The 26,242-nt window shown below is 51.9% G+C and carries 24 protein-coding genes and 1 tRNA gene; 16 read left to right on the plus strand and 9 right to left on the minus strand.

From position 1 onward, the window contains the following. Positions 1-42 precede the first annotated feature (42 nt). From FW415_RS13860 to rlmB, 5 genes are all read left to right on the plus strand, one after another. Positions 43-954: an EamA family transporter gene (locus tag FW415_RS13860; RefSeq protein ID WP_148386001.1), complete on the plus strand. Its 912-nt coding sequence runs from the start codon at positions 43-45 to the stop codon at positions 952-954. Further along, entirely contained in the window at positions 938-1,873 is a 936-nt protein-coding gene (locus tag FW415_RS25005; RefSeq protein ID WP_168208817.1) for a GNAT family N-acetyltransferase, read from the plus strand. The genes FW415_RS13860 and FW415_RS25005 overlap by 17 nt, the downstream gene beginning before the upstream one ends. 160 nt (positions 1,874-2,033) lie before the next feature. After that, positions 2,034-2,474: a GNAT family N-acetyltransferase gene (locus FW415_RS13870; RefSeq protein WP_148386002.1), complete on the plus strand. Its 441-nt coding sequence runs from the start codon at positions 2,034-2,036 to the stop codon at positions 2,472-2,474. Positions 2,475-2,488: 14 nt separating this feature from the next. Continuing rightward, a complete protein-coding gene (locus FW415_RS13875; RefSeq protein ID WP_148386003.1) occupies positions 2,489-3,046 on the plus strand; it encodes an NUDIX hydrolase in 558 nt (185 codons plus the stop codon). Positions 3,047-3,064: 18 nt separating this feature from the next. Next, positions 3,065-3,841 (plus strand): 23S rRNA (guanosine(2251)-2'-O)-methyltransferase RlmB, encoded by a 777-nt coding sequence (gene rlmB / locus FW415_RS13880; RefSeq protein ID WP_148386004.1) that lies wholly within the window; start codon positions 3,065-3,067, stop codon positions 3,839-3,841. Here the strand turns inward: rlmB and FW415_RS13885 are convergent. Beyond that, positions 3,838-4,692: an AraC family transcriptional regulator gene (locus tag FW415_RS13885; RefSeq protein ID WP_168208818.1), complete on the minus strand. Its 855-nt coding sequence runs from the start codon at positions 4,690-4,692 to the stop codon at positions 3,838-3,840. The two genes, rlmB and FW415_RS13885, sit on opposite strands and share 4 nt — an antisense overlap. A gap of 77 nt (positions 4,693-4,769) precedes the next feature. On the opposite strand from FW415_RS13885, the gene FW415_RS13890 reads away from it, so the two are divergent. Together FW415_RS13890 and FW415_RS13895 are read left to right on the plus strand one after the other, a co-directional pair. Next, positions 4,770-5,618: a hydroxymethylglutaryl-CoA lyase gene (locus FW415_RS13890; protein ID WP_148386006.1), complete on the plus strand. Its 849-nt coding sequence runs from the start codon at positions 4,770-4,772 to the stop codon at positions 5,616-5,618. 22 nt (positions 5,619-5,640) lie between these two features. Then, entirely contained in the window at positions 5,641-6,618 is a 978-nt protein-coding gene (locus FW415_RS13895; RefSeq protein WP_148386007.1) for a GSCFA domain-containing protein, read from the plus strand. Positions 6,619-6,687: 69 nt separating this feature from the next. On the opposite strand, the gene FW415_RS13900 is transcribed toward FW415_RS13895, so the two are convergent. The 5 genes from FW415_RS13900 to FW415_RS13920 all read right to left on the minus strand — a co-directional run bounded on the left by FW415_RS13900 (position 6,688) and on the right by FW415_RS13920 (position 15,234). Next, positions 6,688-8,214 (minus strand): RagB/SusD family nutrient uptake outer membrane protein, encoded by a 1,527-nt coding sequence (locus tag FW415_RS13900; RefSeq protein WP_168208819.1) that lies wholly within the window; start codon positions 8,212-8,214, stop codon positions 6,688-6,690. Between the two features lie 11 nt (positions 8,215-8,225). Continuing rightward, on the minus strand, positions 8,226-11,408 hold the full coding sequence (locus FW415_RS13905; protein WP_168208820.1) for a TonB-dependent receptor: 3,183 nt from the start codon (positions 11,406-11,408) through the stop codon (positions 8,226-8,228). 326 nt (positions 11,409-11,734) lie between these two features. Further along, entirely contained in the window at positions 11,735-12,898 is a 1,164-nt protein-coding gene (locus FW415_RS13910) for a FecR family protein (protein WP_148386014.1), read from the minus strand. A 123-nt stretch (positions 12,899-13,021) separates the two neighbouring features. Continuing rightward, positions 13,022-13,612 (minus strand): RNA polymerase sigma factor, encoded by a 591-nt coding sequence (locus FW415_RS13915; RefSeq protein WP_168208821.1) that lies wholly within the window; start codon positions 13,610-13,612, stop codon positions 13,022-13,024. 116 nt (positions 13,613-13,728) lie between these two features. Continuing rightward, entirely contained in the window at positions 13,729-15,234 is a 1,506-nt protein-coding gene (locus tag FW415_RS13920) for an MFS transporter (protein WP_148386019.1), read from the minus strand. Between the two features lie 117 nt (positions 15,235-15,351). Between FW415_RS13920 and FW415_RS13925 the strand changes: the two genes are divergently transcribed. Further along, positions 15,352-17,586 carry a patatin-like phospholipase family protein gene (locus tag FW415_RS13925; protein WP_168208822.1) on the plus strand — a complete coding sequence of 745 codons (2,235 nt, stop codon included), beginning with the start codon at positions 15,352-15,354 and terminating at the stop codon, positions 17,584-17,586. Here FW415_RS13925 and FW415_RS13930 read toward each other — a convergent pair. Then, entirely contained in the window at positions 17,583-18,182 is a 600-nt protein-coding gene (locus tag FW415_RS13930) for a tRNA-(ms[2]io[6]A)-hydroxylase (protein WP_148386024.1), read from the minus strand. The two genes, FW415_RS13925 and FW415_RS13930, sit on opposite strands and share 4 nt — an antisense overlap. A 55-nt stretch (positions 18,183-18,237) precedes the next feature. Here FW415_RS13930 and FW415_RS13935 point away from each other — a divergent pair, with 55 nt between their 5' ends. The 8 genes from FW415_RS13935 (at position 18,238) to FW415_RS25775 (ending at position 25,157) form a co-directional block, all read left to right on the plus strand. Further along, a complete protein-coding gene (locus FW415_RS13935) occupies positions 18,238-19,353 on the plus strand; it encodes an 8-amino-7-oxononanoate synthase (protein ID WP_148386026.1) in 1,116 nt (371 codons plus the stop codon). 103 nt (positions 19,354-19,456) lie between these two features. Continuing rightward, complete coding sequence (locus FW415_RS13940; protein WP_148386028.1) at positions 19,457-19,924, plus strand: hypothetical protein; 468 nt, start codon at positions 19,457-19,459, stop codon at positions 19,922-19,924. A 20-nt stretch (positions 19,925-19,944) separates the two neighbouring features. Beyond that, entirely contained in the window at positions 19,945-22,281 is a 2,337-nt protein-coding gene (locus tag FW415_RS13945; RefSeq protein ID WP_148386031.1) for a penicillin acylase family protein, read from the plus strand. Positions 22,282-22,443: 162 nt separating this feature from the next. After that, positions 22,444-22,516, plus strand: a tRNA-Lys gene (locus FW415_RS13950). Positions 22,517-23,346: 830 nt separating this feature from the next. Then, positions 23,347-23,958: a FeoB-associated Cys-rich membrane protein gene (locus FW415_RS13955; RefSeq protein WP_148386033.1), complete on the plus strand. Its 612-nt coding sequence runs from the start codon at positions 23,347-23,349 to the stop codon at positions 23,956-23,958. Between the two features lie 166 nt (positions 23,959-24,124). Beyond that, positions 24,125-24,520 (plus strand): hypothetical protein, encoded by a 396-nt coding sequence (locus tag FW415_RS13960; RefSeq protein WP_148386035.1) that lies wholly within the window; start codon positions 24,125-24,127, stop codon positions 24,518-24,520. Then, a complete protein-coding gene (locus FW415_RS13965; RefSeq protein WP_148386037.1) occupies positions 24,517-24,942 on the plus strand; it encodes a hypothetical protein in 426 nt (141 codons plus the stop codon). Before FW415_RS13960 ends, FW415_RS13965 begins: the two co-directional genes overlap by 4 nt. A gap of 17 nt (positions 24,943-24,959) precedes the next feature. Beyond that, positions 24,960-25,157 carry a hypothetical protein gene (locus tag FW415_RS25775; protein WP_246859037.1) on the plus strand — a complete coding sequence of 66 codons (198 nt, stop codon included), beginning with the start codon at positions 24,960-24,962 and terminating at the stop codon, positions 25,155-25,157. Positions 25,158-25,260: 103 nt separating this feature from the next. Here FW415_RS25775 and FW415_RS13975 read toward each other — a convergent pair whose 3' ends face one another. Together FW415_RS13975 and FW415_RS13980 are read right to left on the minus strand one after the other, a co-directional pair. After that, positions 25,261-25,875, minus strand: a complete 615-nt coding sequence (locus tag FW415_RS13975; protein ID WP_210420689.1) for a YdeI family protein — start codon at positions 25,873-25,875, stop codon at positions 25,261-25,263. Continuing rightward, positions 25,859-26,239 (minus strand): DoxX family protein, encoded by a 381-nt coding sequence (locus FW415_RS13980; RefSeq protein ID WP_148386040.1) that lies wholly within the window; start codon positions 26,237-26,239, stop codon positions 25,859-25,861. Before FW415_RS13980 ends, FW415_RS13975 begins: the two co-directional genes overlap by 17 nt. Between the last annotated feature and the right edge of the window lie 3 nt (positions 26,240-26,242).

A 26,242-nucleotide genomic window follows, 5' to 3' on the forward strand; every position in this document is an offset into this window, starting at 1 on the left:
TCTCTACCTGTCGCCCGGTTTTTTTTACCATCATAAGCAATCATGAAAAAGCAACAGACGAACGCATACCTGGCATTGATCATTGTCAGCATTTTCTGGGGTACCACTTACCTTGCTGCGCGCATCGGGGTGCAGCACATGCATGGCATGATGCTGGCCGGTCTACGCCAGACAGGCGCAGGGGTCATCCTGACGGCTTTCTTCCTGCTGAAGGGTTACAAGATCCCGAAAACGCCGGTACTCTCCAGGCTCTTCGTGATCGGGGTGATCATGCTTTGCGGCAGCAACGGCCTGATGACCTGGGCCATGCAGTACATCCCCAGCGGTCTCGGCGCCATCATCGCTGCCACGGTACCGATATGGATCACCATTTTCAGTTTCTTCCTGGTACAGCGGACAAGGATCTCCTGGCAACTGGTTATCGGCATGCTGATCGGTTTGGCCGGCATCGGCGGGATCTTCTACAATAACCTGGCCCATCTGATGGAGCCGGAATACCGCTTCGGCATCATGCTCATTACCCTGGCCTGCGTGTTCTGGGCCCTGGGCTCGGTATTAACGGCCAAGTGGGCGCTCGGGATAAATTACCTGTACGGCGCGGGTTTCCAGATGCTGTTCAGCGGACTGGTGATGCTGGTGATAGCGGGACTGATGGGCCAGCACCTGACCGTGGCCAGCTTTACCGGTGAGTTATGGGGCAGTTTGCTTTATCTCATCTTCATCGGCTCCCTGCTGAGTTATTCCGCATACGTTTTTGCACTGAACAATTTACCGCCTTCGCTGGTTTCCATTTATGCCTACATCAATCCCATCGTGGCGGTGATCCTGGGCTGGCTGATCCTCAGTGAAACACTGAACTGGATAATGGGCATTTCCTGTATGGTTACGCTGTTGGGCGTATATATCGTTAACAATGCATTTAACAAGAACAAAAGTTATGAACGCAACAAATGATATCCGCGTATTAAGCTGGCATCCTTCCCTGCAGCCGCATTTCGAGCGGCTGAACAAACACTGGATCAGCAAGTATTTTAAACTTGAGCAGGTAGACATCAATGTGCTGGAGCATCCGCAGGAACAGATCATCGATCATGGCGGAGATATCATCTTTGTGGCCGCGGATGGCGAGATCGCGGGTACCGTGGCGTACAAGAAGCTGGACGATCAGACCGTGGAAATGACGAAGATGGGGGTGGATGAACGCTTTCAGGGCCGGAAGCTCGGCTGGCTGCTGGGCACCGCCATTCAGCAACGCGCGGCGGAAGCCGGTTTTACAAAGATGGTGCTGTACTCCAACCGGGTACTGACACCCGCCATCACGATGTACTGCAAACTCGGCTTTGAAGAACAGCAACTCGAAAAGGGCGGTTATGAACGATGTGATATCAAGATGGAGATCAGCCTGACACCGCCGCCACTGGCATCACTTGCCGGAAACTTGCGGGAGACGGTGGCGCAGGCGGCAGAGCGGCTGCTGCATTTTTCGGATATCGAAGCCGGGCTGAAACCAGCTCCGCACAAATGGAGCCGCAAGGAGATACTGGGCCATCTCATCGATTCGGCGACGAATAACTATGCACGCTTTGTTCGTGGCCAGCAGGCGGAATACCAGGAGTTACCTTCCTACACGCAGGATTTCTGGGTGGAAGCCAGGCAATATCAGCGGGAGGACTGGAAAACGCTGGTCAGTCTATGGAAAAGCCTCAATGAGCACATCGCCTCCATCTTTCCGCTGATACCGGAAGCTGCACTGGGGAATATCTGTGTGATAGGGGCGAATGCGCCGGTCACCCTGCAGTATATCGCGGAGGATTATCTGCGGCATCTGCAACACCATCTTGGTCAGATCTTCCCGGTGCGGACGAGTTACTAGAGGGAGCAACAGTGCTTTCCGGTACAATGTCGCAGCACTTGCAATGTTCTTTTTATGCGGCTGCCCGGGCGCAATAGCAATACTTCTTCAGGCCGGCACGGTTCACCAATTAGCCTTCCGCCGGCCGGCAACAACGAATTTTTCAAAAGTTCCATTTCATATGCAGATCATCAAAGCAACAACCGATCATCTCCCGCAACTCGCCATACTTTTTGATGCCTACCGGCAACATTACGAACAGGCGCCTGACACGGAAGGTGCAAAGGCTTACCTCTCCGAACGGCTGTCAAGATCGGAAAGCGTCGTCTATCTTGCGGAGGACGCAGGGCAGATCATCGGTTTTACCCAGTTATATCCCGTATTCTCTTCCATCGGCATGAAGAAGGCCTGGATATTGAACGACCTGTTCGTTCACCCGGATCACCGCCGCAAAGGCGCGGCCAGGGCCTTGATTACCGCATCCCGCATACTGGGCGAAAATACGGATGCCCGTTACATCATGCTGCAAACCCAGATTACGAACGGGCAGGCGCGGGCGCTGTACGAGGATACCGGTTTCAAAAGAGATGAGGAGTTTTATTACTATTACCTGTCGATTTGATTTATTTTGCGGGCATGGATACACAGCAAAGCCCCTGGCTGATACTGTCAACAGCCGTGCAGTACGATAATAAATGGATACGGCTGACGGAGCACCAGGTGATCAATCCAAATGGCGGCAAAGGCATTTACGGCGTCGTGCATTTCAAGAACCTGGCCATTGGTGTAGTGGCGCTGGATGAAGAGATGAATATATACCTCGTGGGGCAGTACCGTTTCCCGCTGGAGGCATTCAGCTGGGAGATACCCGAAGGCGGCGGCCCCCTCGGGGAAGACCCGCTGCTTTCCGCCCAAAGGGAGCTGCTGGAAGAGACCGGGCTTGTCGCGGCCCGCTGGGACCCCATCGTTCAGCTGCATCTCTCCAACTCCGTGAGTGACGAGGCCGGTATCGTGTACCTCGCCAGGGGCCTGGAACAGCGGACTGCCGAACCCGAGGAGACCGAACAACTGTTCATCCGCAAAATACCTTTCGAAACCGCTTACCGGATGGTGAAGGATCATGAGATCACGGATTCCCTCTCCGTTGCCGCCATCCAAAAGATTAAGCTCATGATGCTGGAAGGGGAGCTTTGATGCGTTATCTTTGCCGCGATGAACCATCGATTTAAACCATCGCCGCCCAAACCGAAGCAATCCGCGCTGATCATCGGCCGGCAGCCCCTGGTAGAGGCCATGAAGGCCGGAAAGGCCATAGAACGTATATTTCTCCTGAAAAATGCTTCCGGGGACATCATTCCCCAGATCCGTCAGCTGGCGGCTGAGCAGCGTGTGCCCATCAATACTGTACCGGTAGAGAAGCTCAACAGCCTTACACAGGCCAACCATCAGGGCGTAGTGGCTGTAACGGCCAAAGTGGCGTACCTGGACCTGCAGGATGTGATCTCTCATGTTGTAGACAGCGGCGAAACGCCGCTTTTTCTCATTCTTGACGGCATTACCGATGTGCGCAATATCGGCGCCATCGCCCGGAGCGCCGTTTGCTGCGGTGCGCAGGCCATCATCATCCCGGACAGGGGCATTGCAGCGCTCAACGAAGAAGCGCTCAAATCTTCCGCAGGCGCACTGGAGCGCATCTCCGTCTGCCGGGTGGACAGCCTCCTGAAAGCTATCGACACCCTCCACCTGAATGGCATTAAAATAATGGCCAGCGAAATGGAAGCGGAAAAACAGCTGTTCGATTGCCCCTGGCAGGAACCGGTAGCGGTGATCATGGGCTCGGAGGACAAAGGCGTATATCCCGCGCTGTTAAAAGCTGCCGATATGCAATTCCACATCCCCATGAAGAATGGTTTCGAATCCTTCAACGTATCCGTAGCTGCCGGCATCATCCTTTATGAAGCCATGAAGCAGCGGATGGCGGCTGTTTAGGGATCGTTTTTTACGATGAATGCGGCATTCTCTTCATACACTTTATTCATCCGGAGATATTCGGTAGGCGTATGCCCGGAAAATTCCCTGAATTCACGGATGAAATGCGACTGGTCCGAATAGTTCAGCGCATGGGCAACATCGGAAAGTTTGCCGAACCCGCCGTTGCGCAGCAGGAGCAACGATTTCTCGAACCGCGAGATCCGCAGGAACTGTTTCGGGGAATAGCCGTTGCAGGCTTTGAACCGCCGTTCCAATTGCCTTTCTGAAATATTGCAGGCCCTGGAGATCTTCCTGATCGTGTTAAGGTCGGGATGCAGATCGATCAGCTGCCAGCTCATGGCGCACAAGCGGTCATCCTCTTTGGCGGCCAGCAACCGGTTGGTGAAAAAACGCACGAGTATCGCTATCCGCTGCCGCCAGTCTTTCGTTTCCACGATCTCACTGATCCAGGCACGCGGAACAAAATTGCAGAGGTCGGGCAATTCATTGATCATTTCCGATACATCGAACCGGAAGAATGTTTTGATGGCATGCGGGTAAAAGCTCACGCCGGTAATGGATACGGAAGGCTGTATGCCGCAGGTGTAAGAGACAGCGTTAAGGCCGCTGAGGTAAGATACCGGCAGGTGTTGCTGATCTTCATAAATAGCGGAGTTACCCTCATTGTGCTGGATGACGAGGCGCGGGAATTTTCTCGCAAATACCTTGAACAGACTGTCCCCGGTCGTGATCCTGTCATATTCCAATACCCAGAAATGCCGGATATACTTCTCCAGGTGCCGGGGCGGGGCAATGATCTCGTGCAGCATAGTCAGGTTATTGTAAATGATGTGTTCCGAAATTAGCATAAAAAGCAACATCGCTGTTTTTTCATATTCCCCTTTTTTTATCCTAAATTGATGTTTTTCCGGATAACTATTCCATCATGCTCAAATTCATTGAATGCCCGCGGGACGCCATGCAAGGCTGGCCAACACAAATATCCACGGCAGACAAGGTCCGTTATCTGAATGTTTTGCTGGATGTTGGATTCGATACGCTGGACTTCGGCAGTTTCGTTTCCGCCAAAGCCATTCCCCAGATGGCGGATACGGCGGAAGTGCTGAAAGGTCTGCAACCCGCCGGTAAAACAAAGCTGCTGGCCATCGTGGCCAATGTGCGCGGTGCGGAGGATGCCGTGAGCCATGATGCCATCCATTACCTCGGGTTCCCCTTTTCCATCTCCGAAACATTTCAGCTGCGCAATACCAATAAAACCATCGCGGAGGCGCTGGAGCAGGTACAGACCATCCAGGAGCTTTGCGTGAAGAACAGCAAACAGCTGGTGATCTATATTTCCATGGGATTCGGCAACCCCTACGGCGATCCGTATGATGCCGGTACGGTATTGTACTGGGCGAACACCTTTGCCGAGCTGGAAGTGCCGGTGGTTTCCCTGGCCGATACCGTGGGTGTGGCGCAACCGGCAGGTATCGCGGAACTTTTCTCCAAACTCATTCCCGCTTACCCGGAGATCGAGTTTGGCGCACATTTTCATTCCACTCCGCAGACCTGGGAGGAAAAGATAGCGGCGGCTTACGATAACGGCTGCCGGCGTTTCGACAGTGCCATTCGCGGTATCGGCGGCTGCCCCATGGCGCAGGATGACCTGGTGGGGAATATCGCCACCGAGAACCTGGCGGCTTTCTGCCATACCCGCAAGATTGCGCTGCCGGTGAACGAGGAAAAACTGATGGCCGCCGCCCTGCTGGCAGACCAGATATTTCTGCATTAAGGTATTTTGATACTTTTGCAGCATGAACTTTCGCCTGACCTTTCCCGTTGCTCCCCTGGAGCCAGCTATTCAGTATAGCGACAAACTGCTGCTTTCCGGTTCCTGCTTTGCGGAAGAGATCGGCGCACTGCTGCAGCAGCACAAGTTCAACACCCTCATGAATCCCAACGGCATCCTCTTTAACCCGCTGAGCATTGCGCAAAGCATGCAAAGTTACCTGGACGGGAAGCAGTATGGGAAGGAAGACCTCTTTCTGCATGAGGACCTCTGGCACAGCTGGGACCATCATTCCCGGTTTTCCACGCCCACCCCGGAGGAAACCCTCCGCGCCATCAACCAGTCACAGACCGCTGCCAGCCAGCGCCTGAAAGAAGCAGACTGGCTGATCATCACCCTGGGTTCCGCTTTTGTGTACCAGCTGAAAGAAAACAACAGGATCGTTGCCAATTGTCATAGAGTGCCGGATGCAGCTTTCTATAAAAGACTGCTGACGGCGGACGAAATCATTGCAGCGCTGGATAATATGATGCACCGGCTGTTCTTTTCCAACCGGAAGGTGAACATCCTGTTCACCGTTAGCCCTGTCCGGTATGTACGCGATGGGGTGGTGGAGAACAACCTGGGCAAGGCTGTACTGTTGCAGGCCGTGCATCACCTGGTGAATAAATTCGACCGGCTTTTTTATTTCCCTGCATACGAGCTGGTGATAGATGATCTGCGGGATTACCGTTTTTACAAGGAAGACCTGGTGCATCCCAACGATCTGGCCATCCGTTATGTCTGGGACCATTTCACGGCCGCCTGCCTGCATCCCGAAGGGCAGGCTTTGCTGGCGCAGGTGAAGGACCTGCTCAGGGCAAGGCAGCACCGGCCGTTTAACCCCCAAACCCCGCAGCACCGGCAGTTCCTGGCGGCCTATCTGAAAAAAGCACAGGCATTGGCGGCGGCGCATCCGTTCCTGGACCTGCGGGAGGAGTTGGGATATTTTGACGAGCAGTAGTGCTTAAAAAAAGGGATGCATCTGTTACAATACATCCCCTTCAAACATAAAGCGTAGCGCCTAACGGCTTCAGGGATTCTGCGTGAGATTCTTGTTCACCAGTCTTTCCCTGTTCGGAATAAAGAATATCACCCTGTCGTCAGTGGGCAATATGGTTTGTGTGATGTCGGTATTGGGGGTGTTGTTCAGCGCATGCGTGCCGGGGTAGTTCCGTTCCAGCGGCCTGTTGTTCCGGAAGAGGTCATACGCCCGGTGCCCTTCAAAGGCAAGTTCCAGCTGGCGTTCTTCCAGTACCACATCCAGCACTGTTTTCCCCGCCGCTGCCACACTGGCCAGCGTATGCAGGGCCGTTCCGCTCAGTCCTGCCCGTTCCCTGATCCGGTTCACATCATCCAGCGCTGCCTGCAGCCCGCCGCTGCCGCCTTTGGCATTGGCCTCCGCACGGTTCAGGATCACTTCCGCCAGGCGGAGGTACACGGGAGAGCTGAGATTCACCAACCCTTCCTGGTAGTTGTATTTGTTGATATAATACATCGGCGTATTGGGGTTCAACCTTGTGTTGTACCGGATGTTGGTGACCGGTACGGGATAAGGATAGCTGAGCGTACCATCGGTGGTGTAAGGCGAAATGAAGCTGTGGCGGAGGTCTTCCGGGTATTTATCCAGCAGGTCGATATACTGTTTGGAAGCATAGATTTCTCCCCAGCCGGTTACGCCCTGTCCGCCTTCGCTGAAGTACATGGAGCCGATGGCGCTGAAGTCCCGGTTCTCTGTTTTCATATGCCGGATGCAGAAGATGGTTTCGCGGTTGCTTTCGGGAACGCCGCGGAAGTAGTTTTGGTAGTCGCCGCCCCGCAGCAGTTCGTAGCGGCCGGAATTGATCACCGTGTCAGCATACTTTATCGCTTTCTCATTGTCATTCATATACAGGTACACGCGGCACAGCAGCGCCTGCGCCACTTCTTTTGAAGCGAAGTTGTTGTTCTTGTCCTCCGTCATCAGGTTGGCGGCCCTTTCCAGGTCGCCGATCACCTGTTCGTACACCGTTTTTACGGTCTGGCGGGCCGGGAGCTCTTCCGCCCCGGTTTCCGGCATTACCGGCACGGCTTCGCTGGCGCCATTGTCCTGCGCGTAAGGCCTGCCGAATACACGGGCGAGGTTGAAATACATCATGGCGCGGAGGTACAGGTTTTCGCCTTTCAGCTGCCGGAGGGTAGCGGAGGCATCATCCGGAACGAAAGCGATCACCTTGTTGGCGGCATTGATCACGAAGTAGGACTGTTGCCATACATTGGTAACGTGGCTCATGTCTACCAGGTGTGTGTAGCGGTAGGCGTTGGAAAGATTGTCTGACGATGCCTGCCCCTGTGCAATATTGTCGCCCTGGTATTCCGTGAGGAAGTGTATGCTTCTCACATAGGCAGGGTTTTTCAGTACGGCATAGGCGCCAATGGTAGCGGACGAGACGTCTTCCGGCGTGCGCAGCGCCTCGTCTTCCGATTTGGCGGTAGACGGCTCGAAGTATTTTTTGCAGGCCGGTGCGCCAAGCGCTACCATGCCGGAGATGAATATGGCGAGAATGTGTTTGCTGTTCATGATCTTCATTTTTAAAACCCAATGTTTACACCGAACAGGATCTTCCTGCTGATCGGATATTTGTTGCCGGAAACGCCGGAGCTGAAATCCACTTCGGGGTCCATTCCGGAAAAGCTGGTGCCGGTCCACAGGTTATCCCCGCTGACAAATACCCTGGCGCTGCCGATCTTCACCCTTCCCAGCAGGTCCTGCGGCAGATCGTAGGAGAGGCGCACGTTGCGCAGGCGGATGTAGCTGCCGTCTTCCAGGAACCTCGATGAAGGCTCATTGGAGGCCCTGTTGCCACCGAGCAGCGGTTTGGGATGGGTGGCGATGTCGCCGGCCTTTTCCCAGCGGTTCCAGCCATCGGCCAGCACCATCTGGTTGTAGCTGTCGTACAAACCATCGGAATCAAAAAACTGACGGAAGCTGTTAAACACCTGGTTCCCGCTGACGAAGTTGATGAACGCACTGAGCGTAAATCCTTTGTAGGAGAAGGTATTTAACAAACCTCCTGTAAGTTTGGGTGCGGATGAAGTGCCGGTATATTGCAAAGTGGCCTGATTGTAGGAATTGGTGTAAGTGACGATCTGTTTGCCGTCTGCATCGGTCTCTATCTTTTCCCATTGCGGATCGCCATTCTCCGGATTTACGCCGGCCCATATGCGCATGTACCATTTGTCCATATCATGCCCCAGCCCTACGGGCTGGATATTGCCGGCATTGGCAAACTGGTCTGAACCATTGAGTTTCGTTACACGGTTGCGGTTATGCGCGATATTAAAGTTGGTTTCCCATTTGAATGCACCGGTCAGGTTCTGTGTATGGAGGCTGACCTCGATCCCTTTGTTGTTGACAGACCCGATGTTTTCCAGCACGCTGGTATAGCCGCTGGTGAGTGGCAGCAGCCTGGTCATCAGGAGGGATTTTGCGCTTTTGTCATACACATCCACATTCAGCGCTATCCTGTTCTGGAAGAAGCTGATATCAAGACCGGCATTGTTCACCCTGATCTTTTCCCAGGTAAGGTCAGGGTTCGCTTTCTGGGAGGGATAGGAGCCGGCCAGGCCGGCATAGCTGGCGGATTGATCGTAGATATACAATCCCAGCGCCTGGTAGTTGCCTGACGGGGCATTGCCCACCGTACCGTGACTCAGGCGCAGCTTCAGGAAGCTGATGGCGCTGGTGGAAGGGATGAAATGCTCGTTGCTGAGTATCCAGGAAGCGCCCACCTGGTAGAAGTTGCCACCGGGATTGTTGTTGCCGAACTTGGAGGAGATGTCCCGCACGAACGACGCTACGAGGAAGTATTTATTGGCGAAATCATAGTCGCCCTGCACCAGCCATTTGGAGAAGGCATATTCATCGCGCCCGCCGGAAGGATTGTTCTTTACTTCCGTGGCGGTAGACATAGCGGTCATGCCCTGTGGCAGCCCGCGGCCGGATATCTCGTTATTATCGAAATAGTATTTTTCGGTTTCACCTACGGCCAGTGCGGAAAGATGGTGTTCTCCGAAGTTGTTCTCATAACGCAGCCTGTTGGAGCTTAACAGCCTGTTGCCGTATTCAATGTCGTGAAACAGGTTGCCTTTGTCCGCCACGCCTTCCTGTGAGCGCAGATCGTAGTAATCCATCGATTTGTAGTTGGAAAAATACGTTCTGTTGTAAGAGGAGAAGGTCAGGTTTTTCACGATGGTGTAATCCAGGTTCAGGTCCCCCGTTACTTCAAATCTCCGGTTGCTGGCAAGATTGTATTGCAGGGAATGCAGGAAGTTATGCTGATCGCGCCCCAGCCAGCCCGCGCTGTTACCCGGGCGGGGAGAGCCGTCCGCATTGTAAGGATTGTCCCAGGGCAGGTTCACGAAAGCATCGTACAGTGTGCTGCTCTGGTGATTGTCGTTATTTGTAAAGATGCCGTTCAGCAGTACGCTCACTTTCAGTTTTTCGGTAAGGCGGTGGGAGATATTGGTACGGAAGCTGTACGCCTTTTTGCGGTTGGTGAGCAGCGTACCTTCTTCATTATAGTAGTTGCCGCCTACGTAGAACTGTGTTTTGTCGGAGCCGCCGGAAGCGGAGAGGGAGTAGTTCTGCGTCATGGCCGTTCTGAAGGCCAGGTCCAGCCAGTCGGTATCCGTTTCCAGCACCGATTCCGGGCGGGTGGTGAAAGTGTTCTGGTAGTCGTACAGCTGTTGTGCGTTCATCAGCCTGAACTTGCCGAAGTTGGCCTTGTTGAAGCCGGTGGCAGAGTTGAACTCGATGCGTGATTTGCCTGCTTTGCCCTGGCGGGTGGTGATGATCACTACGCCGTTGGCCGCCCTGGAGCCGTAAAGGCCCGTCGCTGCAGCATCTTTGAGGATGCTCACGGATTCCACATCATTCGGGTTGAAGGTGCCGCCGATATTGCCGTCCACTACATACAGCGGAGCGGAGCCGGCGGCCAGTGTGTTCTGTCCGCGGATGAGCATGGCCGCGCCGGAGGTAGGGTCGCCCGATGCGGAGGACACCACAACACCGGCTGCTTTGCCCTGCAGGAGGTCGGACAGGTTATTGGAGGTCACATCCCGCAGGCGTTCGCCGGAAACGGTGCTGACCGCGCTGGACAGGTATTTCACGTTCTTGCTGGTATAACCCACTACGGTTACCGCTTCAATATCCTGGCTGGAAGGCGCCAGCTGCAAGTCCAGCGTGGTTTTACCCTTGATGCTGACTTCTTTTGACGTAAAGCCGATGAAGGAGATCTCCAGCACGGCATCTTCATCCAGACCGCTGAGTGTGAAAAAACCGTCCGCGTCTGTAGTGGTGCCCCTGCTGCCGCCCTTTACCTTGATGGATACGCCCGGCAGCGGATTGCCGCGGTCGTCCGTAATGCGGCCTTTGATGGTGGCGGCCGGTATGGCGACGGTGGAACCTGCCGGTGTGGCGGGTTTCCGGGTGATGATGATCACCCTGTCCTCGATCGAATAGGCCAGTTCCTGTTCTCTCAGGATATTGTCCAGGAAAACCTGCAGCGGCTGGTTCACCGCCTGTATGCTCAGGGGCTTGCTGCTGCGGATGGTGTTGCTGTTGTAGAAAAAAACATAACCGGTTTGCTTTTTAACGGCATCCAGCGCGGCGGAGAGGGAAACGTTCCTGCCGGTGAAGGTTACCGTTTGCGACACACTTTTTGCGCTCAGGTGCAGGCAAAAGGCCAGGAGCATAATAGTTGTCAATTTCATTGTGTTCACCAGTGTTTTCAGTGTACTGTAGACATGTTCCGGTGCCGGCCGGTGCCGGGTCCCGCAGGTACGCCCTGCCGCTTTCATGCAGGCATGAAAGGGACGTTTCCAATTCGTGTAGAAAGTCATACTTTTGGAATAGTTTTAGGTTAATGATGATGAAGCAGTCCTGTTCGACTTTATTTTATCGGGGTTAGCCTGAAGCTGTCCGCAGGGAAGTGCCGCAAACACTTCCCTGTTTTTTAGTTCCGGATGTACCGAAAAGCAGTTGGCTAGGTTTCTAAAAATTCAGATCCTGGTTGTTGTTGCATTGTTTAGATATTGGTTCATGGTAAAATGATCAGTCGCTTTCCTTCTTCGATACGGTATTTCACTTCTACTTTATGTAATATTTTCAGCACCTGCGAGAGCTGCAGCGTTACGGGCAGTTCTCCGTCAAAGGTCAGATGGGGGATGTTGCCCTGGTAATGCACATCAATATCATACCAGCGTTCCAGCTGGCGCATGACATCCTGGAGGGAGGCGCCGTTGAAATTAAAGTAACCGTCTTTCCAGGCAGTCACCTGCTGCATATCCACGTCATTCATTACATGGATAGCGCCGTTGCTCACCCTGGCCTGCTGCCCGGGTTTGATCCGCTGCTCCTTTCCTCCGCTGGCGATCATCACCGCGCCTTCCAGCAGGGTAGTGTTGGCGGAGGCTTCGTTATCATAAGCCTTGATGTTGAAATGTGTACCAAGCACCACTATGCGCACCTGATCGTTCACATTTACGGAAAACGGCCGGGCTTTGTTTTTCGCTACTTCAAAGTAAGCTTCCCCGGTGATCTGCACGGAGCGTTCATTCCCGGTGAAAGCGGTAGGGTAGCGGATGGAGGAAGCTGCGTTCAGCCATACTTTCGTTTCATCCGGCAATACCAGCATGAATTTGCGGCCGCGCGGCGTACGAATGGTGTTATAACTGACAGATTCGGCAGCATCAGCATCATATAACAGCTGGCCGTTGTTCAGTACCACCTGCGTGCCGCCCTGGTTGGCGATGAGGCCGTTGCCCAGGCTGTCCAGCACAATGGTCTGCCCCCCCGCCAGGGTCAGCAGTGCGCCCTGTTTGCCCGGGCTCACATCCATAGTGGTGTCGATGACAGCAGCGGTTGCAGGCCCGGGAGCTGCGGATCGCTGCAAGCTGGCCCAGATGGCGCCGCCTGCGATGAGGCAGGCCACCGCGGCAGCCGCCCAATAGTAACGTTGACGGGTCGTATGGCGGGGGGCGGCTTTTCGCAGGATACGGCTGGCCAGCGCATCTTTTTCCGCGGCAGTGTACACGGCGGCGGACTGCATCTCTTCCCATGCTTTTTTCAGCAGCGGCGGCAACTGCCGGTCCGTTTCCGGCTGTTCTATCAATTGCTGCAGCTCTTCGCTCTCGGCAGGTGTAGCCTCGTTATTGAACCAGCGTTCAAACAAATGTTCCAGTCTTGAGCGGGATGCGTCCATGAGAAAATACTTTCCTTTATTACAGGAACAACCGGAGGGAGGAAAAGGGGGTATGGGGGAGCGGAATTTTTTCAGAAAGGCAAGAAAAGATCAGCAGCGGTTAATTTTTCATTGGCCGGAAGTTCAGAGCCGGTGGGCCACCAGCAGAGAGAGCAGCAGCAGATCCATGCGGGAGGTCACATGCTGCGTGATGGCATGTGTGGCGTGCTGGAGATATTTTTTGACCGTTTCCCGGGAGAGGCCGGTCTTTTCCGCTATCTCGCGGTATTTCAGGCCCTGCCTGCGGCTCATGACCCATACTTTTTGCTGCTGCGGAGGCAGTTGCAGAATAGCCTCTTCTATCAGGCTCAGGTGGGGTTCCAGGTCGGGCGCCTGTTCAGAATGAAGTTGTGTGGTGTTGCTGATCTCCCATTCCTGCTGCCGCTTTTTTTCGCGCAGCGCTTTTTTCAATACGTTGAGCGCATGATTGCGGGAAATGACGAAAAGATAGTTGCGGAAATTCCGCACATTGGCCAGCAGCTCGCGGCAGGTCCATATCTGTAAAAAGATGTCCTGCACAACTTCTTCCGCCATTTCATGAGATTTCGTGAGATGGTGGATGTAATTGTGCAGGACGTCCGCATACTGCCGGAAAAGTTCCCTGAATGCCCGCTCGTTGCCCGTAGACACCTTTTCCAGCAGGTTTTTATTGATATCTGCGATAGCTGTGGTCAAAGAAGCGCTCCTCCCTTTAAGCTGTAAACTTATAAAAAAAATCATTGGGAGAAACAAAGATGCGACCGCATGTCCGCAGTTTCCTTTACAGGCTGCGCCAATGCTGCAATGCGCGATCAGAGATCTGCAACTTCCGCATAACCCTCCTTCGTTTTCTTTTCTTTTATAAATATCACGCCGATCACTACGCAGATCAGGGCAATGGCGATCGGATAGATCAGCCCCGCCAGGTGATTTCCCGTCTGCTGCACCAGCAATGTGGCGATGGCCGGCAACAGACCGCCGAACACACCGTTGCCGATATGGTAGGGGAGCGACATGGAAGTGTACCGGATACGCGTAGGAAACAGCTCAACCAGGAATGCTGCTATCGGCCCATATACCATCGTTACGAAAAGTACCTGTATGAATACCAGGAAGATCAGCCAGGCGAGGTTAGCATTGCTGACGGAAACCTGTGTTTTCACATCGGTCTTGTTGTTCATGGTGGTGGTGATCTCGCTTACTTTGGTACTGTCTGTGTACGTGTGGATCTTTGCGGATTTTTCTATGGACACGCCATCCGCATCCTTCGAAATGCTGCTTTCGATGCGGTGCATCTCCGCGACCTCGGTTTTGAGCGAAAGATCTGCCGTGCGGTCCATCGCCCCGTAGATGGGGTAATAGGCCAGTGCCGCGATGAGCATGCCCGTCATCATGATCTTTTTTCTGCCCACTTTGTCTGACAGGTGACCGAAATAAATGAAGAACGGTGTGCCGAGCAGCAAGGCTATGGCAATGATCACGTTGGATTGTACAAATTCGATGTGCATGGTGTTCTGGAGGAAAGACAGGGCATAGAACTGGCCCGTGTACCATACCACACCCTGGCCCATGGCAGCGCCGAAGAGCGCCAGCAGTACAAGCTTCAGGTTCTCTTTATTGCCAAAGCTCTCTTTGAGCGGGTTCTTTGATGTTTTGCCTTCCGCTTTCAGCTTGGTGAAGAGCGGGGATTCCTGCAGTTTGATGCGGATATAATAGCTCATCAATACGAGGAAGATGCTCAGCCAGAAAGGAATGCGCCATCCCCATGCGTTGAAGGACTCGGGTGTCATGGACATCCGCGTGAGCAGGATCACGCCCAGCGAAACGAAGAGGCCAAGCGTGGCGGTGGTCTGGATAAAGCTGGTATAATATCCCCTGCGGTGATCCGGTGAATGTTCCGCCACGTAGGTAGCCGCACCGCCGTATTCGCCGCCGAGGGCCAGGCCTTGCGCCAGCCGCAGGATCAGTACCAGGATGGGCGCCAGGATGCCGATAGTGGCATAACCCGGTATCAGGCCGATGGCAAAGGTGGAACCGCCCATGATCAGGAGCGTGAGGAGGAAGGTGTATTTCCGGCCCACCATATCACCCAGCCTGCCGAAAACGATGGCGCCGAACGGCCGGACAATGAAACCTACGGCAAATGTGGCCAGTGTGGCGATGTAGGCGAGGGTGGGATTGGAATCGGGAAAGAATTTTTCGGAAAGAATGAGAGAAAGACTGCCAAAGATGTAGAAATCGTACCATTCGATCAATGTGCCGGCAGAGGAGGCAAAGATCACCTGCCAGATGCTCTGCTTTGAATTCGATGCGTTCATAATGTGAAATTGTTATCCTGAAAAGATAGAAAATTACTTTAATAAATAAAATCACTTTCCCGCAAAGCCCGTAGAATGATTAAATCCGTTACCTTTATTAGCAGGATGGTTGACCGCATGCATCGATTATTTTTCTTACTTCTTCTGGCCGGGTTTTATCCTTATACCCTCTCCGCGCAACAGGCGCCGGAGCAACGGCCGCATATCGGCCTCACGCTTAGTGGTGGCGGGGCAAGGGGACTGGCGCATATTGGTATCTTGCAGGCGATAGACAGTGCAGGCCTTCGTATCGATTACCTGTCCGGCACCAGCATGGGCAGTATCGTCGGCGCCCTGTATGCCATCGGGTATTCCGGTGATTCGCTGGCGGTGATCGCAAAGCGGCTGGACTGGAACACGCTTTTTTCCAATCAGCCTTCCCTGGAAGAGATCAGCTATGAGGAACGCGCCGAATACAACCGTTATATGCTGGAAGTGCCGTTCGAATACGGAAAGCCCAAGATCACATCCGGCGTGATCTCCGGGGAGCAGCTCTGGCTGGAACTGGCCCGGCTGGCCTGGCCGGTGCGTGACGTGAAAGATTTTTCCCGTTTCAATATCCCCTTTAAATGCATTGCTACAGACGTGGCTACCGGCCAGATCGTAACGCTGGACAGCGGAGAGCTGGTAACCAGTATGCGCGCCAGTATGGCTATTCCCTCGGTTTTTACGGCGGTGCGCATCGGCGATAAAAAGCTGGTGGATGGTGGCGTGGTGCGGAACTTTCCTTCCGTGACGGCAAAGGAAATGGGGGCGGATATCATTATCGGTTCAAACGTCAGCGGCGGATTGCGGGAGGCGGACGAACTGGTGACCCCCATCGATGTGATCTATCAGCTTGGATTTTACAAGGACGCGGACGATTTCGTGGAAGCACGCAAGCTGGCGGATATTTATATTCATCACGATCTGAAGAACTATTCCGCCGCAAGCTTCGGGAGCGCGGACTCTATTCTCGCCGAAGGAAAACGGAAGGGGAGGGAAATGTATCCTGTTTTCAAACATCTTGCCGATTCGCTGAATGCCCTGTACCCGCAGCCGCCGTTTGTAAAGAACCGCTTGCCCGCGGTGCCTGATGTGGAGATAGTTTCGATTGCCGTCAAAGGCCTCGTGCATTCCGATGAAAAATTCTTCCGCGGTCGCCTCGGCCTGGACCCCGGCGGTTGCTATACTCCGGAGAAGATCCGGGAGGCTGTGCTGAATGTGTACGGCACCCGTTTTTATAAACAGATCACTTATCACCTCAATCCATTGGGCTACGGGCGCAGCGAACTGGAAATAGATGTGGAGGAGAACCCGCTGACCTTTGTGAAGCTGGCCCTGCATTACAATACCTTTACGAATGTCAGCGCTATTGTCAATCTCACGCAGCGCAATTTTGTGGTACCCAACTCCCGCGCTACCGCTACCGCCGCCATCAGCGAGAACCCGCGGCTGCGGGGGGAATTCTTCAAATACCTCGGGCGTAAACGGAACAAAGGTTTCGGTATCAATGCCTATTATGCGAACAACCCGCTGCATGTGTACGACGGCTTCCGGAAAAGCCAGGAATACCGCAGCAAGTACGCGTCTGTCGGCGCCAATCTCCAGTTTATGCTGAACAGGGTGATGGCCATCGGCGCGGGAACCCGCTGGGAGTACATGCGGCTCAAACCCAATCTCTCTCAAAACATCGAACTGGAGGGGAATACGAGGCAGCTCAACTCATTTTTATATTACGGGCTGAACACGCTCAACAGGAAAATATATCCTACCCGTGGTGCACAGATAGACCTGGAAGGGGGGCTGGTGTATCAGCAGCGCCCGGATTTCAAGGTGCGCCTGGAGGGTTCGGAATTGCCGCTGGACAGTCTGGGCCTGCTGTTCGGGGATTACCAGCGGGTCTTGCTGAAGATGAACTATTATTTTCAGACGGGCCGCCGCTCCGCGCTGAACCTGAGCGGTTATGCCGGCATCAATTTCAACTATGACCAGACGCTGATCAACGATTTCCTGATCGGCGGGGTTACGGATTTCACCCGCAACCAGATCCCGTTCATGGGGCTGTATGAGGGGGAGGTGACCACGCCCAGCGTATCCTCTTTGCAAATGGGGTTTCAGTACGAAGCGATAAAGAACATTTTCTTCATACCGCGGATAGCGGTGGCGTTATACGATTTTAACGGGCTGGCCAGCACAAAATTCCATTACCTGAGCGGTTACGGAATGACGTTGGGTTACAGCACCCGCCTCGGCCCGCTGGAAGGGTCGGTGATGTATTCGGACCAGTCCGGTGTGCTGAAAGCGTACCTGAACCTGGGTTTTCATTTCTAGTGCATCCGGTCCCCGCGCACCTGCAGGGTAGCGATCATTTTTGCCTCAAAATCCAGCCATTGCTGCCAGCGCACCTTCACTTTTTCTTCCGGCAGGTATTCATTGGCCAGGTCTATGAACAGCTTGTAATGCCCGGCTTCGGAGATCATGAACTTGCGGTAGAACTCCCGCAGGTAGGCATCTTCCAGCCCTTCGCTCAGCAGGCGGAAACGCTCGCAGCTGCGCGCTTCTATCAGGGCGAAGACCAGGAGCCTGTCCAGCAGCACATCCATGGGATGCCCGCCTTTGATCTGGAAACCGATCAATTCGTTCACATATGCATCTTTGCGCTGTTTGCCCAGGGTGAACCCGCGTTTTTTCATTTCCGCCAGCACCTGCCGGAAATGCCCCCATTCTTCGGTAACGATGGGCGCCAGCTCGTCCACCAGCCTTGTTCTGTCCGGATACCGCTGTATCAGCGAGATGCAGGAGGTAGCTGCTTTCTGTTCACAGAATGCATGATCTGTCAACACTTCTTCCAGCGAAATGGCGGCCAGGTTTACCCAGCGTGGGTCTGTAGGGAGTTTGAGGCCGAGTATGGAAACTTTACTGCTCATACATTACTGTAATTTGAAGGCACGAAGTTACAGAGAAGATACTTAGTTTTGGCCCATGAGAAAGGAAGACTTTCTGGAGCAGGCATTGGAGAAGCGGCGGGAGCAGCACGCTTTCCGGCGGTTGCGGCTACCCGGCCGGATGGCCGATTTCTGTTCCAATGATTACCTCGGCCTGGCTCGCAGCGAGCGGGTACAGGAAGCGGCGCTCACCATCAGCCGTCAGCTTGCGCAGGTGCATGGCAGCGGCGGATCGCGTTTGCTGGCTGGGAATTACGCGCTGGTGGAAGAAGCGGAGCAGCTGCTGGCCGGTTTTCATGCCGCACCGGCCGGACTGATCTACAATTCCGGCTATGACGCCAATCTGGGCCTGTTTTCCTGCGTGCCGCAGAAAGGCGATGTGATCGTGTACGACCAGCTGATCCATGCGTCTATCCGTGACGGCATCCGTTTATCCGCGGCGCAGGCCTTTTCCTTCCTGCATAATGACCTGCAGGACCTGGAGAAGAAGCTTGTCAATGCGGCAGGCGATGGGCGTGTATTCGTGGCCGTGGAATCCGTTTATTCGATGGATGGCGACCTTTCGCCGCTGGCGGCTGTGGCAGCTTTGTGCGACAAGCACGGCGCGCTGCTGATCGTGGACGAAGCGCATGCCACGGGGGTAGTGGGCGAGAGGGGTGAGGGGCTTGTGCAGGCCCTGCAACTGGCAGACCGGTGTTTTGCCCGGGTGCATACCTTCGGCAAGGCGGTAGGCTGCCACGGCGCCATTGTGCTGGGTTCCCCGGTGCTGCGGGATTACCTGATCAATTTTTCCCGCTCCTTTATCTATACTACAGCGTTGCCGCCCCATGCCATTGCCGTGATCATGGCCAGTTATGATATTTTCCCCGATATGCATGCGGAAAGGCAGCATCTGCAGGCACTGATCGCGCAGTTCCGGGAAGGCCTGGCGCCGGAAAAGCGTCTGGACAGCCAAACGCCCATCCAGGTGGTGATGACGCCCGGAAACGAGCAGGCCCGGAACGTGGCAGGGAAATTGCAGTCACAAGGGCTGGATGTACGACCGATCCTGCATCCCACCGTGCCGAAAGGGCAGGAGCGGTTGAGGGTGGTGTTGCATAGTTTCAATACCTTTGCGGAGGTAGAACAATTACTACAAAGCGTAAATATTTGAAAAGATAATGTAACTTATTGACAGATTGTCGTATATTAATATAGAAATACACCATAAGCGTAACCAAACACCTAATGAAATAACCATGGTATTACAGCCATTAATGAAAAAAGTCCTGGAAGAACTTGATTTTGCGGATTGGTACAAGGAACTTTCGGCAGCGCATCAGCCTGCGGAACGTTTTGCGAACTATGACACAGATGAAGTGCGAGAAATGATCGCAGAGTTCGGCTATCCGAGAACGACCTATATTCCTGCAGCCCTTTTTTATATTGTAGTGGATACGGAAGATGAGGATGTGGATGCCGGTCTGAGCATGTCCCTCAAAGACGGGCAGCTGGAGCTGGTGCTGAACCTCTCAGTAGGCGGCAAACACCGGTTCTCCGGCGCTTTCCCCCTCGTATGCGAGAAGCTCGGTTATAAGGAGCCCATCGAAAAACCGGCTTTTTCCAATTACAAGGAATTATATGCTTTACTGAAAAAGGTATTTGCCATGTATGAGCGCGTCAAGCTGAGCATGACCGGCCTGACCGCCAAAAATACCACCATGCTTTCGTTCGTGAAAGAGTAGGAAATCAGTAACTTCCCGTTATGAGATTCATACCCCTCGTCCTGACGATCGCCCTCGTAACGGCCCTGCATGTCCGTTGGGCAAACAAGCCCGCATTCGGCATGCTTTTCAGCCCGCAGCATGGTTTCTGGCAACATGCCGATCCCGTTGGCCCGCCCGGAGAAGAACAGCTTGATCTCCCCGGCCTCAAAGGCCGCTCCGAAGTGTGGCTGGATGAGCGTATGGTGCCGCATATCTTCGCAACCGACGAAAACGATGCCTATTTCATTCAGGGTTATCTGCATGCGCGGGACAGGCTCTGGCAGATGGAACTGCAAACCATGGCCGCCGCGGGCCGTCTCTGCGAGATCCTTGGTCCGGGTATGCTGGAATACGACCGCCGCCAGCGCCGGATGGGCATGGTCTATGCCGCGGAGCAGACCGTAAAGCAAATGGACAGCGACCCTGCTTCCAAAGCACAGGTAGAATCTTATGCAGCCGGTATCAACACCTATATCCGCAGCCTGCGCCCCCGCAATTATCCCCTCGAATACAAATTGCTCGGCTACAGCCCCGAGCCCTGGGACAAGCTTAAAACAGCCTTATTATTGAAATACATGAGCTATGACCTCGCCTACGGTCATAACGATCTTGAATACACGAACGCGCGCCGTCTTTTCAGCAAGGCTGATTTCGATCTGATGTATCCTGATTTTTCCGATACGCTCGATCCCATCATCCCGAAAGGCACCGCATATCCCGCGCCCGCCGTCCACGCGATAGCACCGGCGGACAGCCTGATCCGGGAGAATGAAGCCTTCTATCATTTCCAGCCCGATCATCCTGATCCGGACAATGGCAGTAACAACTGGGCCGTTGCCGGCAGCAAGACCCGTTCCGGCGCGCCCATCCTCTGCAATGACCCGCATCTGGGCCTGAGCCTGCCTTCGCTCTGGTACGAAATGCAGATACATACCCCGCAAATGAATGTATATGGCGCATCCCTGCCCGGCGCTCCCGGCATCATTATCGGTTTTAACGATCATATGGGATGGGCCGTTACCAATGGCAGCGAAGATGTGCTGGACTATTACCGTATGGAATTCCGTAACGGCAAGGAGGAGTACCTGTTCAACGGCGCTTACCGCAAGGCGGACCTGCGGCTGGAGGAGATAAAGATCAGGGGCGGGAAGACCTTTGTGGATACCGTGGCCTATACGGTGTGGGGACCGGTGATGTATGACGATACCTATAAAGGCCCCGGGTTCCTGTCCGTCCGCTGGAAAGCGCATGACGCCTCCAATGAGCTGCTGACCTTCAGTCGTTTGAACCATGCAAAGGATTATGAGGATTACCTGGCCGCCATCAGCATTTACACCTGTCCCGCCCAGAATTTCATCTACGCCGGGAAAGACGGCAACATCGCCATCTGGCATAACGGCCAGTACCCGCTGCGCTGGAAAGACCAGGGCAAGTTCGTGATGCCCGGTTCGGACAGCAGCTTCGCCTGGCAGGGCTACATCCCGCAGGCGGAGAACCCGCATATCCTCAACCCCGGCGAAGGCTTCGTCAGCTCCGCGAATCAGCATCCGACAGACAGCACGTATCCCTATCACCTGATCGGGGAATACGACCTGTACCGCGGCAAACGCATTAATGAACAGCTGCGCGGCATGCAGGGCATCACGCCGGAAGATATGATGGCGCTGCAGAACGATAACCTGAACCTCTTTGCCACCACCGCCATACCGCTGATCATGGCGCATCTGGACCCGGTGGGTCTGAAATCCGATGCACAGCGCCAATGCATGAAATGGCTCTTTGCCTGGAACGGCGAAAGCACGCCGGACAGCGAGGCTGCCACCGTTTTCAATATGCTGTGGGAAGAGCTGGAGCAACAGATATGGCAGGATGATCTGCAGCGCGACAATATCCCGCTGAAGTATCCGCAATCCAAAACTACATTGCTCTGGCTGCTCCGCGATACCGCCATGCACTTTGTGGACAATATCCATACGCCGCAAAAAGAAACCCTGTCCGAATTGGTACAACGGTCATTCGACAGCGTGGCCGCCCGTGTGGCCGTTATGCCCGCTGTGGCGCTGGGGAAGGCCCGTGGCACTGATATCCGGCATCTGACGCGCAGTTTGCCCGCGTTCAGCCGTATGGGGCTGGAGACCGGCGGCGGTCAGCATATCGTGAATGCGACGAAAAAAACGCATGGCCCATCGTGGAGAATGGTGGTGGAGCTGGGGCCGGAGACCCGGGCATACGGGATCTATCCCGGTGGGCAGAGTGGGAATCCGGGCAGTGCGTTTTATGATAATATGGTAGATGACTGGGGTGTCCGGAAAATATTATTCGTTGAATATATATGAGCAAAGGGCAGGAGCCGGCGCATTTGCGCGGCAAGATATTTTTTGCGCCTGGAAAGTAGTGTGGGAGGGCGTTTCCGTGATTTTTTGAATTTTGTTTATTGAATTATTTGGGAAAAATAATTTAATACATATCTTTGCACTCCCTTTGAAAATGAAGGGAATGATTCTGTAGCTCAGTTGGTAGAGCAATACACTTTTAATGTATGGGTCCTGGGTTCGAGTCCCAGCGGAATCACTACAGGTATTCTAAAGAATGCCTGTTTTCGTTTAAATATGCCGCCGCGGCGGCTTTTGCGAAAATTGTATAGCAAAGAATATCAATCAATGGCAACCTGTTCGGTGACTGAATTTTTCCCTGAAATTTGGTCACTGAATAATTGGTGAGGCTTTGAAAAGATTTGAAAGAACGCAAAACATTTCATTCTTCATCTTTTTAAAAAACAGTTGTCATGAGCAAGCAGAACCTCTCTATCTTAATCTATCCCAAAAAGCACCTGGCCAAAAAAGCTAAGGACGGCAAAGCCACTCTATCCGCCTGACCGTCCGGCCATCCCGGTTGACCCCATAGCGGAAATTTCCCTGCAGGAAGCCTTCGATTATTTTATTGCCCATTTTGAAAAGCCGGTAAAGAAAAAATGCGCTCCGGCGAAACCTTGGAAATGGCGCAGTAATAAAAAAGGGGCGCACTATTGCCGATAGACAGTAATGCCAGGTACGCAATGGCTACTTGAAGGAAGTAGTCGATCTATACAGCATTAAGAAGAAGCTGACCACGCTTTTTTTTCGCCATACACTTGCCATCACTATTGCATTGGAGAACGGCATTTCATTGAAAGTGGTCCAGGTTTGTATTACGGTCACGGCGAATCGAAAAACAATACACAAAATGCGCAATAGAGAAACCTAGTGTGAGTTAAAGTAATTAATTTATAAACAGTAACTTACATAGAGTTATAAAAAATAATTACTGTCCTTGCACCTGGAGAGTTATTGTGTATATTTGGGAGTTAGTGGCAAGATTAACAGACACTACTCGCAGACAGACAAATTCAAAGTAAGGGAAGAATGAAAATAGTTTTTATAGTAATCGGACTGATAGTTTTAGCAATTGTAGTTTTTGCCGTTTACAGACTTATTACTGTTAACCGACAGAACAACAAGCTTAATGCAGAACGCTTTGACAGAGTTAAAGAACTCTACGACAAACTTGAAAGTGGACAAGAACTGACCGAAAATGACGTACTGCCATTTGCAAAGAATATTTTGACAAGACAAATGGCATTTCAACTTTTAGCCGACCACAACAAAACAAATCTTTTTCCCAAGGAATACAACACATTGATAAAGGGTGCTGAAAGTAATCTTGCAAATTGGTTAGAGTTCCCGACAGAGCTTGATGCTTGTCCTGATGAAATAGAACATATTAAACGGGTTACTTTTGACTTTGACGGACAGAATAACTTCGTTCACTACGAAGTTTTTAAATATAGAGTTAACGAACCTCATTGGGCTGCAAAAGACGGTTGGATTTTAGGCGTTGTTGGTCCATATTTTGATGACAGTAAACCTTACGATTTTGCACAAGCAACATTTAGCAGAGTAAGCAGCACATTGGACAAAGTAACACCAGACGAAGAGGTAAAATGGGTACACGAAAATATTTCGATGAGGCGATAGACGACAAGCCCAGACACCAACACCGGTTTGGCAATATGGCGGCTGAAGTGTTTCTGTGAAGCATTTATGCAATGATCAACAGTAAGGATTCCCTTTAACTTTTGTGCTAAAATTCGCCACATCGACAAGGCGAAAATAGTTATGCGACACTTAACGAAACACACCCATGACAACAAAGCGGTATGGCATATTTCTTGACGACAAAATAATCGGTACTACTGAACTTGAAAAAGCAGACGTACCAATGGGTGTTGTATTTGGACTAGTACATTTTACCAATATTATTTCGGGGTACGACTTTTTTAAAAAATATTGCCTTGAAAAAAAACTCGAATTAGCTGACGACTATCCAGAAGACAAATTAATATCAATTCGAACAATTGAGAACTTAAAAGTTAGAAACGAAAACGGAATTGAAATTAAAGGGTTAGGAAACCAAATAAGTGGAATGGATGGAAACGAATTTGAAATCACATTAGAAGGTGTAGCTTATCCATTCTTTGAAGAGGAATTTCCTCACCACGTAAAAGCATATAACAACCAATTCAAAGAAAGCGAATGACGATAGACAAAATTCTAGAAATTGGTATTGACGAAAAAGAACGACTTTTTATTAAGCCGGATAAAGAACGTTTTACGTTGATTTATAGAACAGCAACCGAAGTTCATTGGGACAACAATGGACTTTTTCTGTTTTCGCCAAAACCAAAAGAATGGACATATTTTGATTGGTTTAGACAAATCACAGGAGTAACGGAAACAGAATGTAGCTGTAGACTTATTTTGACAGACGAAACAAAATGGACAAATATATCAGACGAACTAAAACGGCAAATAACTGATTGCCAGAAATCGAGCCTGCAAAATAAACTGGATGAACTGGAAGGAAAATGGAGCAAGAAATATCCGGTGGTGACAAGTTCCTGGCGTAATAACAGGGACAAGCTCAGCGCTTTGAATATCCGCCAGCCATTCGCAAGCTGATCTACACGACCAACACGATTGAAGGCTTCCACCGGCAGGTACGCAAAGTAACGAAGAGCAAAGGGGCCTTTACGAGCGATATAGCGCTGTTGAAGCTGATCTATCTGGCAACCCGGAATATAGAGAAGAAATGGACGGAGCCACTACAAAACGGGGGCATCACGGTATCGCAGTTGTCGATAATTTTTGGCGACCGGGTGCAGCTCGATATTTAAAGATTTGCCCGGGCTTAGAGTCCCCTGCAGTCGGCTCTAAGCCCGGGCCCTTGACCCAGTTTAATGGCACTCCCTCAAGAACTGTATTTCTCGTCTGTATGCTTTACTTTTTGCTTTTCCAAAATCTGCTTTTTCCTTCTGTAATCCAGTCCAATGCCTGGTCCATTCGTTTCTGTCTTGTTTCATCCGTTTTGGCGTCTGAAATCCAGACGATGTATTCCTTTCTGAACGAATTGGATTTGCTTTCAAAAATTTCTTTTGCTTTCGGATTTTTCGCTAATTTTTTGACCAGGTAATCTGGCGTTTCTAAAACTTTTGGCTTGTCTGATTTTTTAACTTCCAATTTTATTCCTTTTTCGTTCAGTTGAAACGCCTCTTTGAGCATTGCAGTGAATTCCTTGTCAGAAGGCAAATCGTCAAGCTTTGTGATTTTACCCAAAAAACGTTGAACCGGTTTAAGGTTTTTACTTTCCCTTAACCTTTGGTCGGTCATTATTTCTGCTTTAATGAAAGTGAATGAACAGTGATTTTTGTAGGAAGCCATAACAAACATAAAATCGCCTTTATAGTCAAAATGCGGAATACTCCATTTTATCACTTCAACAACATCAGGACAATTTTTGTGAACCAATTTTCTCCAATGTTCTAAAATTGGTTTTGCAAAATCTTCTGATTGTGCAATGTAGTTGTCAATGTCCGGGTTATACTTTGCCATCATTCTGATTTTTTTGATTATAAATATATGAAACGGCAAGAATTCCAAGAAAAGCCAAAGGCATAAGCATATATCCAATGTTCCTGTCTACACAAGCGTGACTTATGAAAGCAAAAATTAGCGTAAATGATAATCCTGCATACGCCCATTCTTTTATTTTTATTGATGCATTTGGATATACAATTGCAATAACGCCAAGTACTTTTGCTATTACTACTGCATAAGCAAAATAGTCGGGATACCCTAATGCTCTAGTACCAAATGTCATATACTCGGGTGCAAAAATCCAGGTACTGATTGGCATTACAGCTTCCATTATTGCGATAATAATTGTTGCAGTCCAAAAAATAATTTTACTTTTTTTCATAAC

The sequence above is a fragment of the Chitinophaga sp. XS-30 genome, from assembly GCF_008086345.1.
In the GTDB taxonomy this organism is placed as follows: Bacteria; Bacteroidota; Bacteroidia; order Chitinophagales; family Chitinophagaceae; genus Chitinophaga.

Coding starts and splice junctions, on each gene's coding strand:
- FW415_RS13965 (WP_148386037.1), top strand. CDS start 24,517: ATGACGATAGACAAAATTCTAGAAATTGGTATTGACGAAAAAGAACGA.
- rlmB (WP_148386004.1), top strand. CDS start 3,065: ATGAACCATCGATTTAAACCATCGCCGCCCAAACCGAAGCAATCCGCG.
- FW415_RS13890 (WP_148386006.1), top strand. CDS start 4,770: ATGCTCAAATTCATTGAATGCCCGCGGGACGCCATGCAAGGCTGGCCA.
- FW415_RS13870 (WP_148386002.1), top strand. CDS start 2,034: ATGCAGATCATCAAAGCAACAACCGATCATCTCCCGCAACTCGCCATA.
- FW415_RS13920 (WP_148386019.1), bottom strand. CDS start 15,234: ATGAACGCATCGAATTCAAAGCAGAGCATCTGGCAGGTGATCTTTGCC.
- FW415_RS13955 (WP_148386033.1), top strand. CDS start 23,347: ATGAAAATAGTTTTTATAGTAATCGGACTGATAGTTTTAGCAATTGTA.
- FW415_RS13940 (WP_148386028.1), top strand. CDS start 19,457: ATGAAAAAAGTCCTGGAAGAACTTGATTTTGCGGATTGGTACAAGGAA.
- FW415_RS13975 (WP_210420689.1), bottom strand. CDS start 25,875: ATGATGGCAAAGTATAACCCGGACATTGACAACTACATTGCACAATCA.
- FW415_RS13905 (WP_168208820.1), bottom strand. CDS start 11,408: ATGAAATTGACAACTATTATGCTCCTGGCCTTTTGCCTGCACCTGAGC.
- FW415_RS13895 (WP_148386007.1), top strand. CDS start 5,641: ATGAACTTTCGCCTGACCTTTCCCGTTGCTCCCCTGGAGCCAGCTATT.
- FW415_RS13925 (WP_168208822.1), top strand. CDS start 15,352: ATGCATCGATTATTTTTCTTACTTCTTCTGGCCGGGTTTTATCCTTAT.
- FW415_RS13910 (WP_148386014.1), bottom strand. CDS start 12,898: ATGGACGCATCCCGCTCAAGACTGGAACATTTGTTTGAACGCTGGTTC.
- FW415_RS13980 (WP_148386040.1), bottom strand. CDS start 26,239: ATGAAAAAAAGTAAAATTATTTTTTGGACTGCAACAATTATTATCGCA.
- FW415_RS25005 (WP_168208817.1), top strand. CDS start 938: ATGAACGCAACAAATGATATCCGCGTATTAAGCTGGCATCCTTCCCTG.
- FW415_RS13860 (WP_148386001.1), top strand. CDS start 43: ATGAAAAAGCAACAGACGAACGCATACCTGGCATTGATCATTGTCAGC.
- FW415_RS13875 (WP_148386003.1), top strand. CDS start 2,489: ATGGATACACAGCAAAGCCCCTGGCTGATACTGTCAACAGCCGTGCAG.
- FW415_RS13900 (WP_168208819.1), bottom strand. CDS start 8,214: ATGAACAGCAAACACATTCTCGCCATATTCATCTCCGGCATGGTAGCG.
- FW415_RS13930 (WP_148386024.1), bottom strand. CDS start 18,182: ATGAGCAGTAAAGTTTCCATACTCGGCCTCAAACTCCCTACAGACCCA.
- FW415_RS13935 (WP_148386026.1), top strand. CDS start 18,238: ATGAGAAAGGAAGACTTTCTGGAGCAGGCATTGGAGAAGCGGCGGGAG.
- FW415_RS13945 (WP_148386031.1), top strand. CDS start 19,945: ATGAGATTCATACCCCTCGTCCTGACGATCGCCCTCGTAACGGCCCTG.
- FW415_RS13885 (WP_168208818.1), bottom strand. CDS start 4,692: ATGCTAATTTCGGAACACATCATTTACAATAACCTGACTATGCTGCAC.
- FW415_RS13960 (WP_148386035.1), top strand. CDS start 24,125: ATGACAACAAAGCGGTATGGCATATTTCTTGACGACAAAATAATCGGT.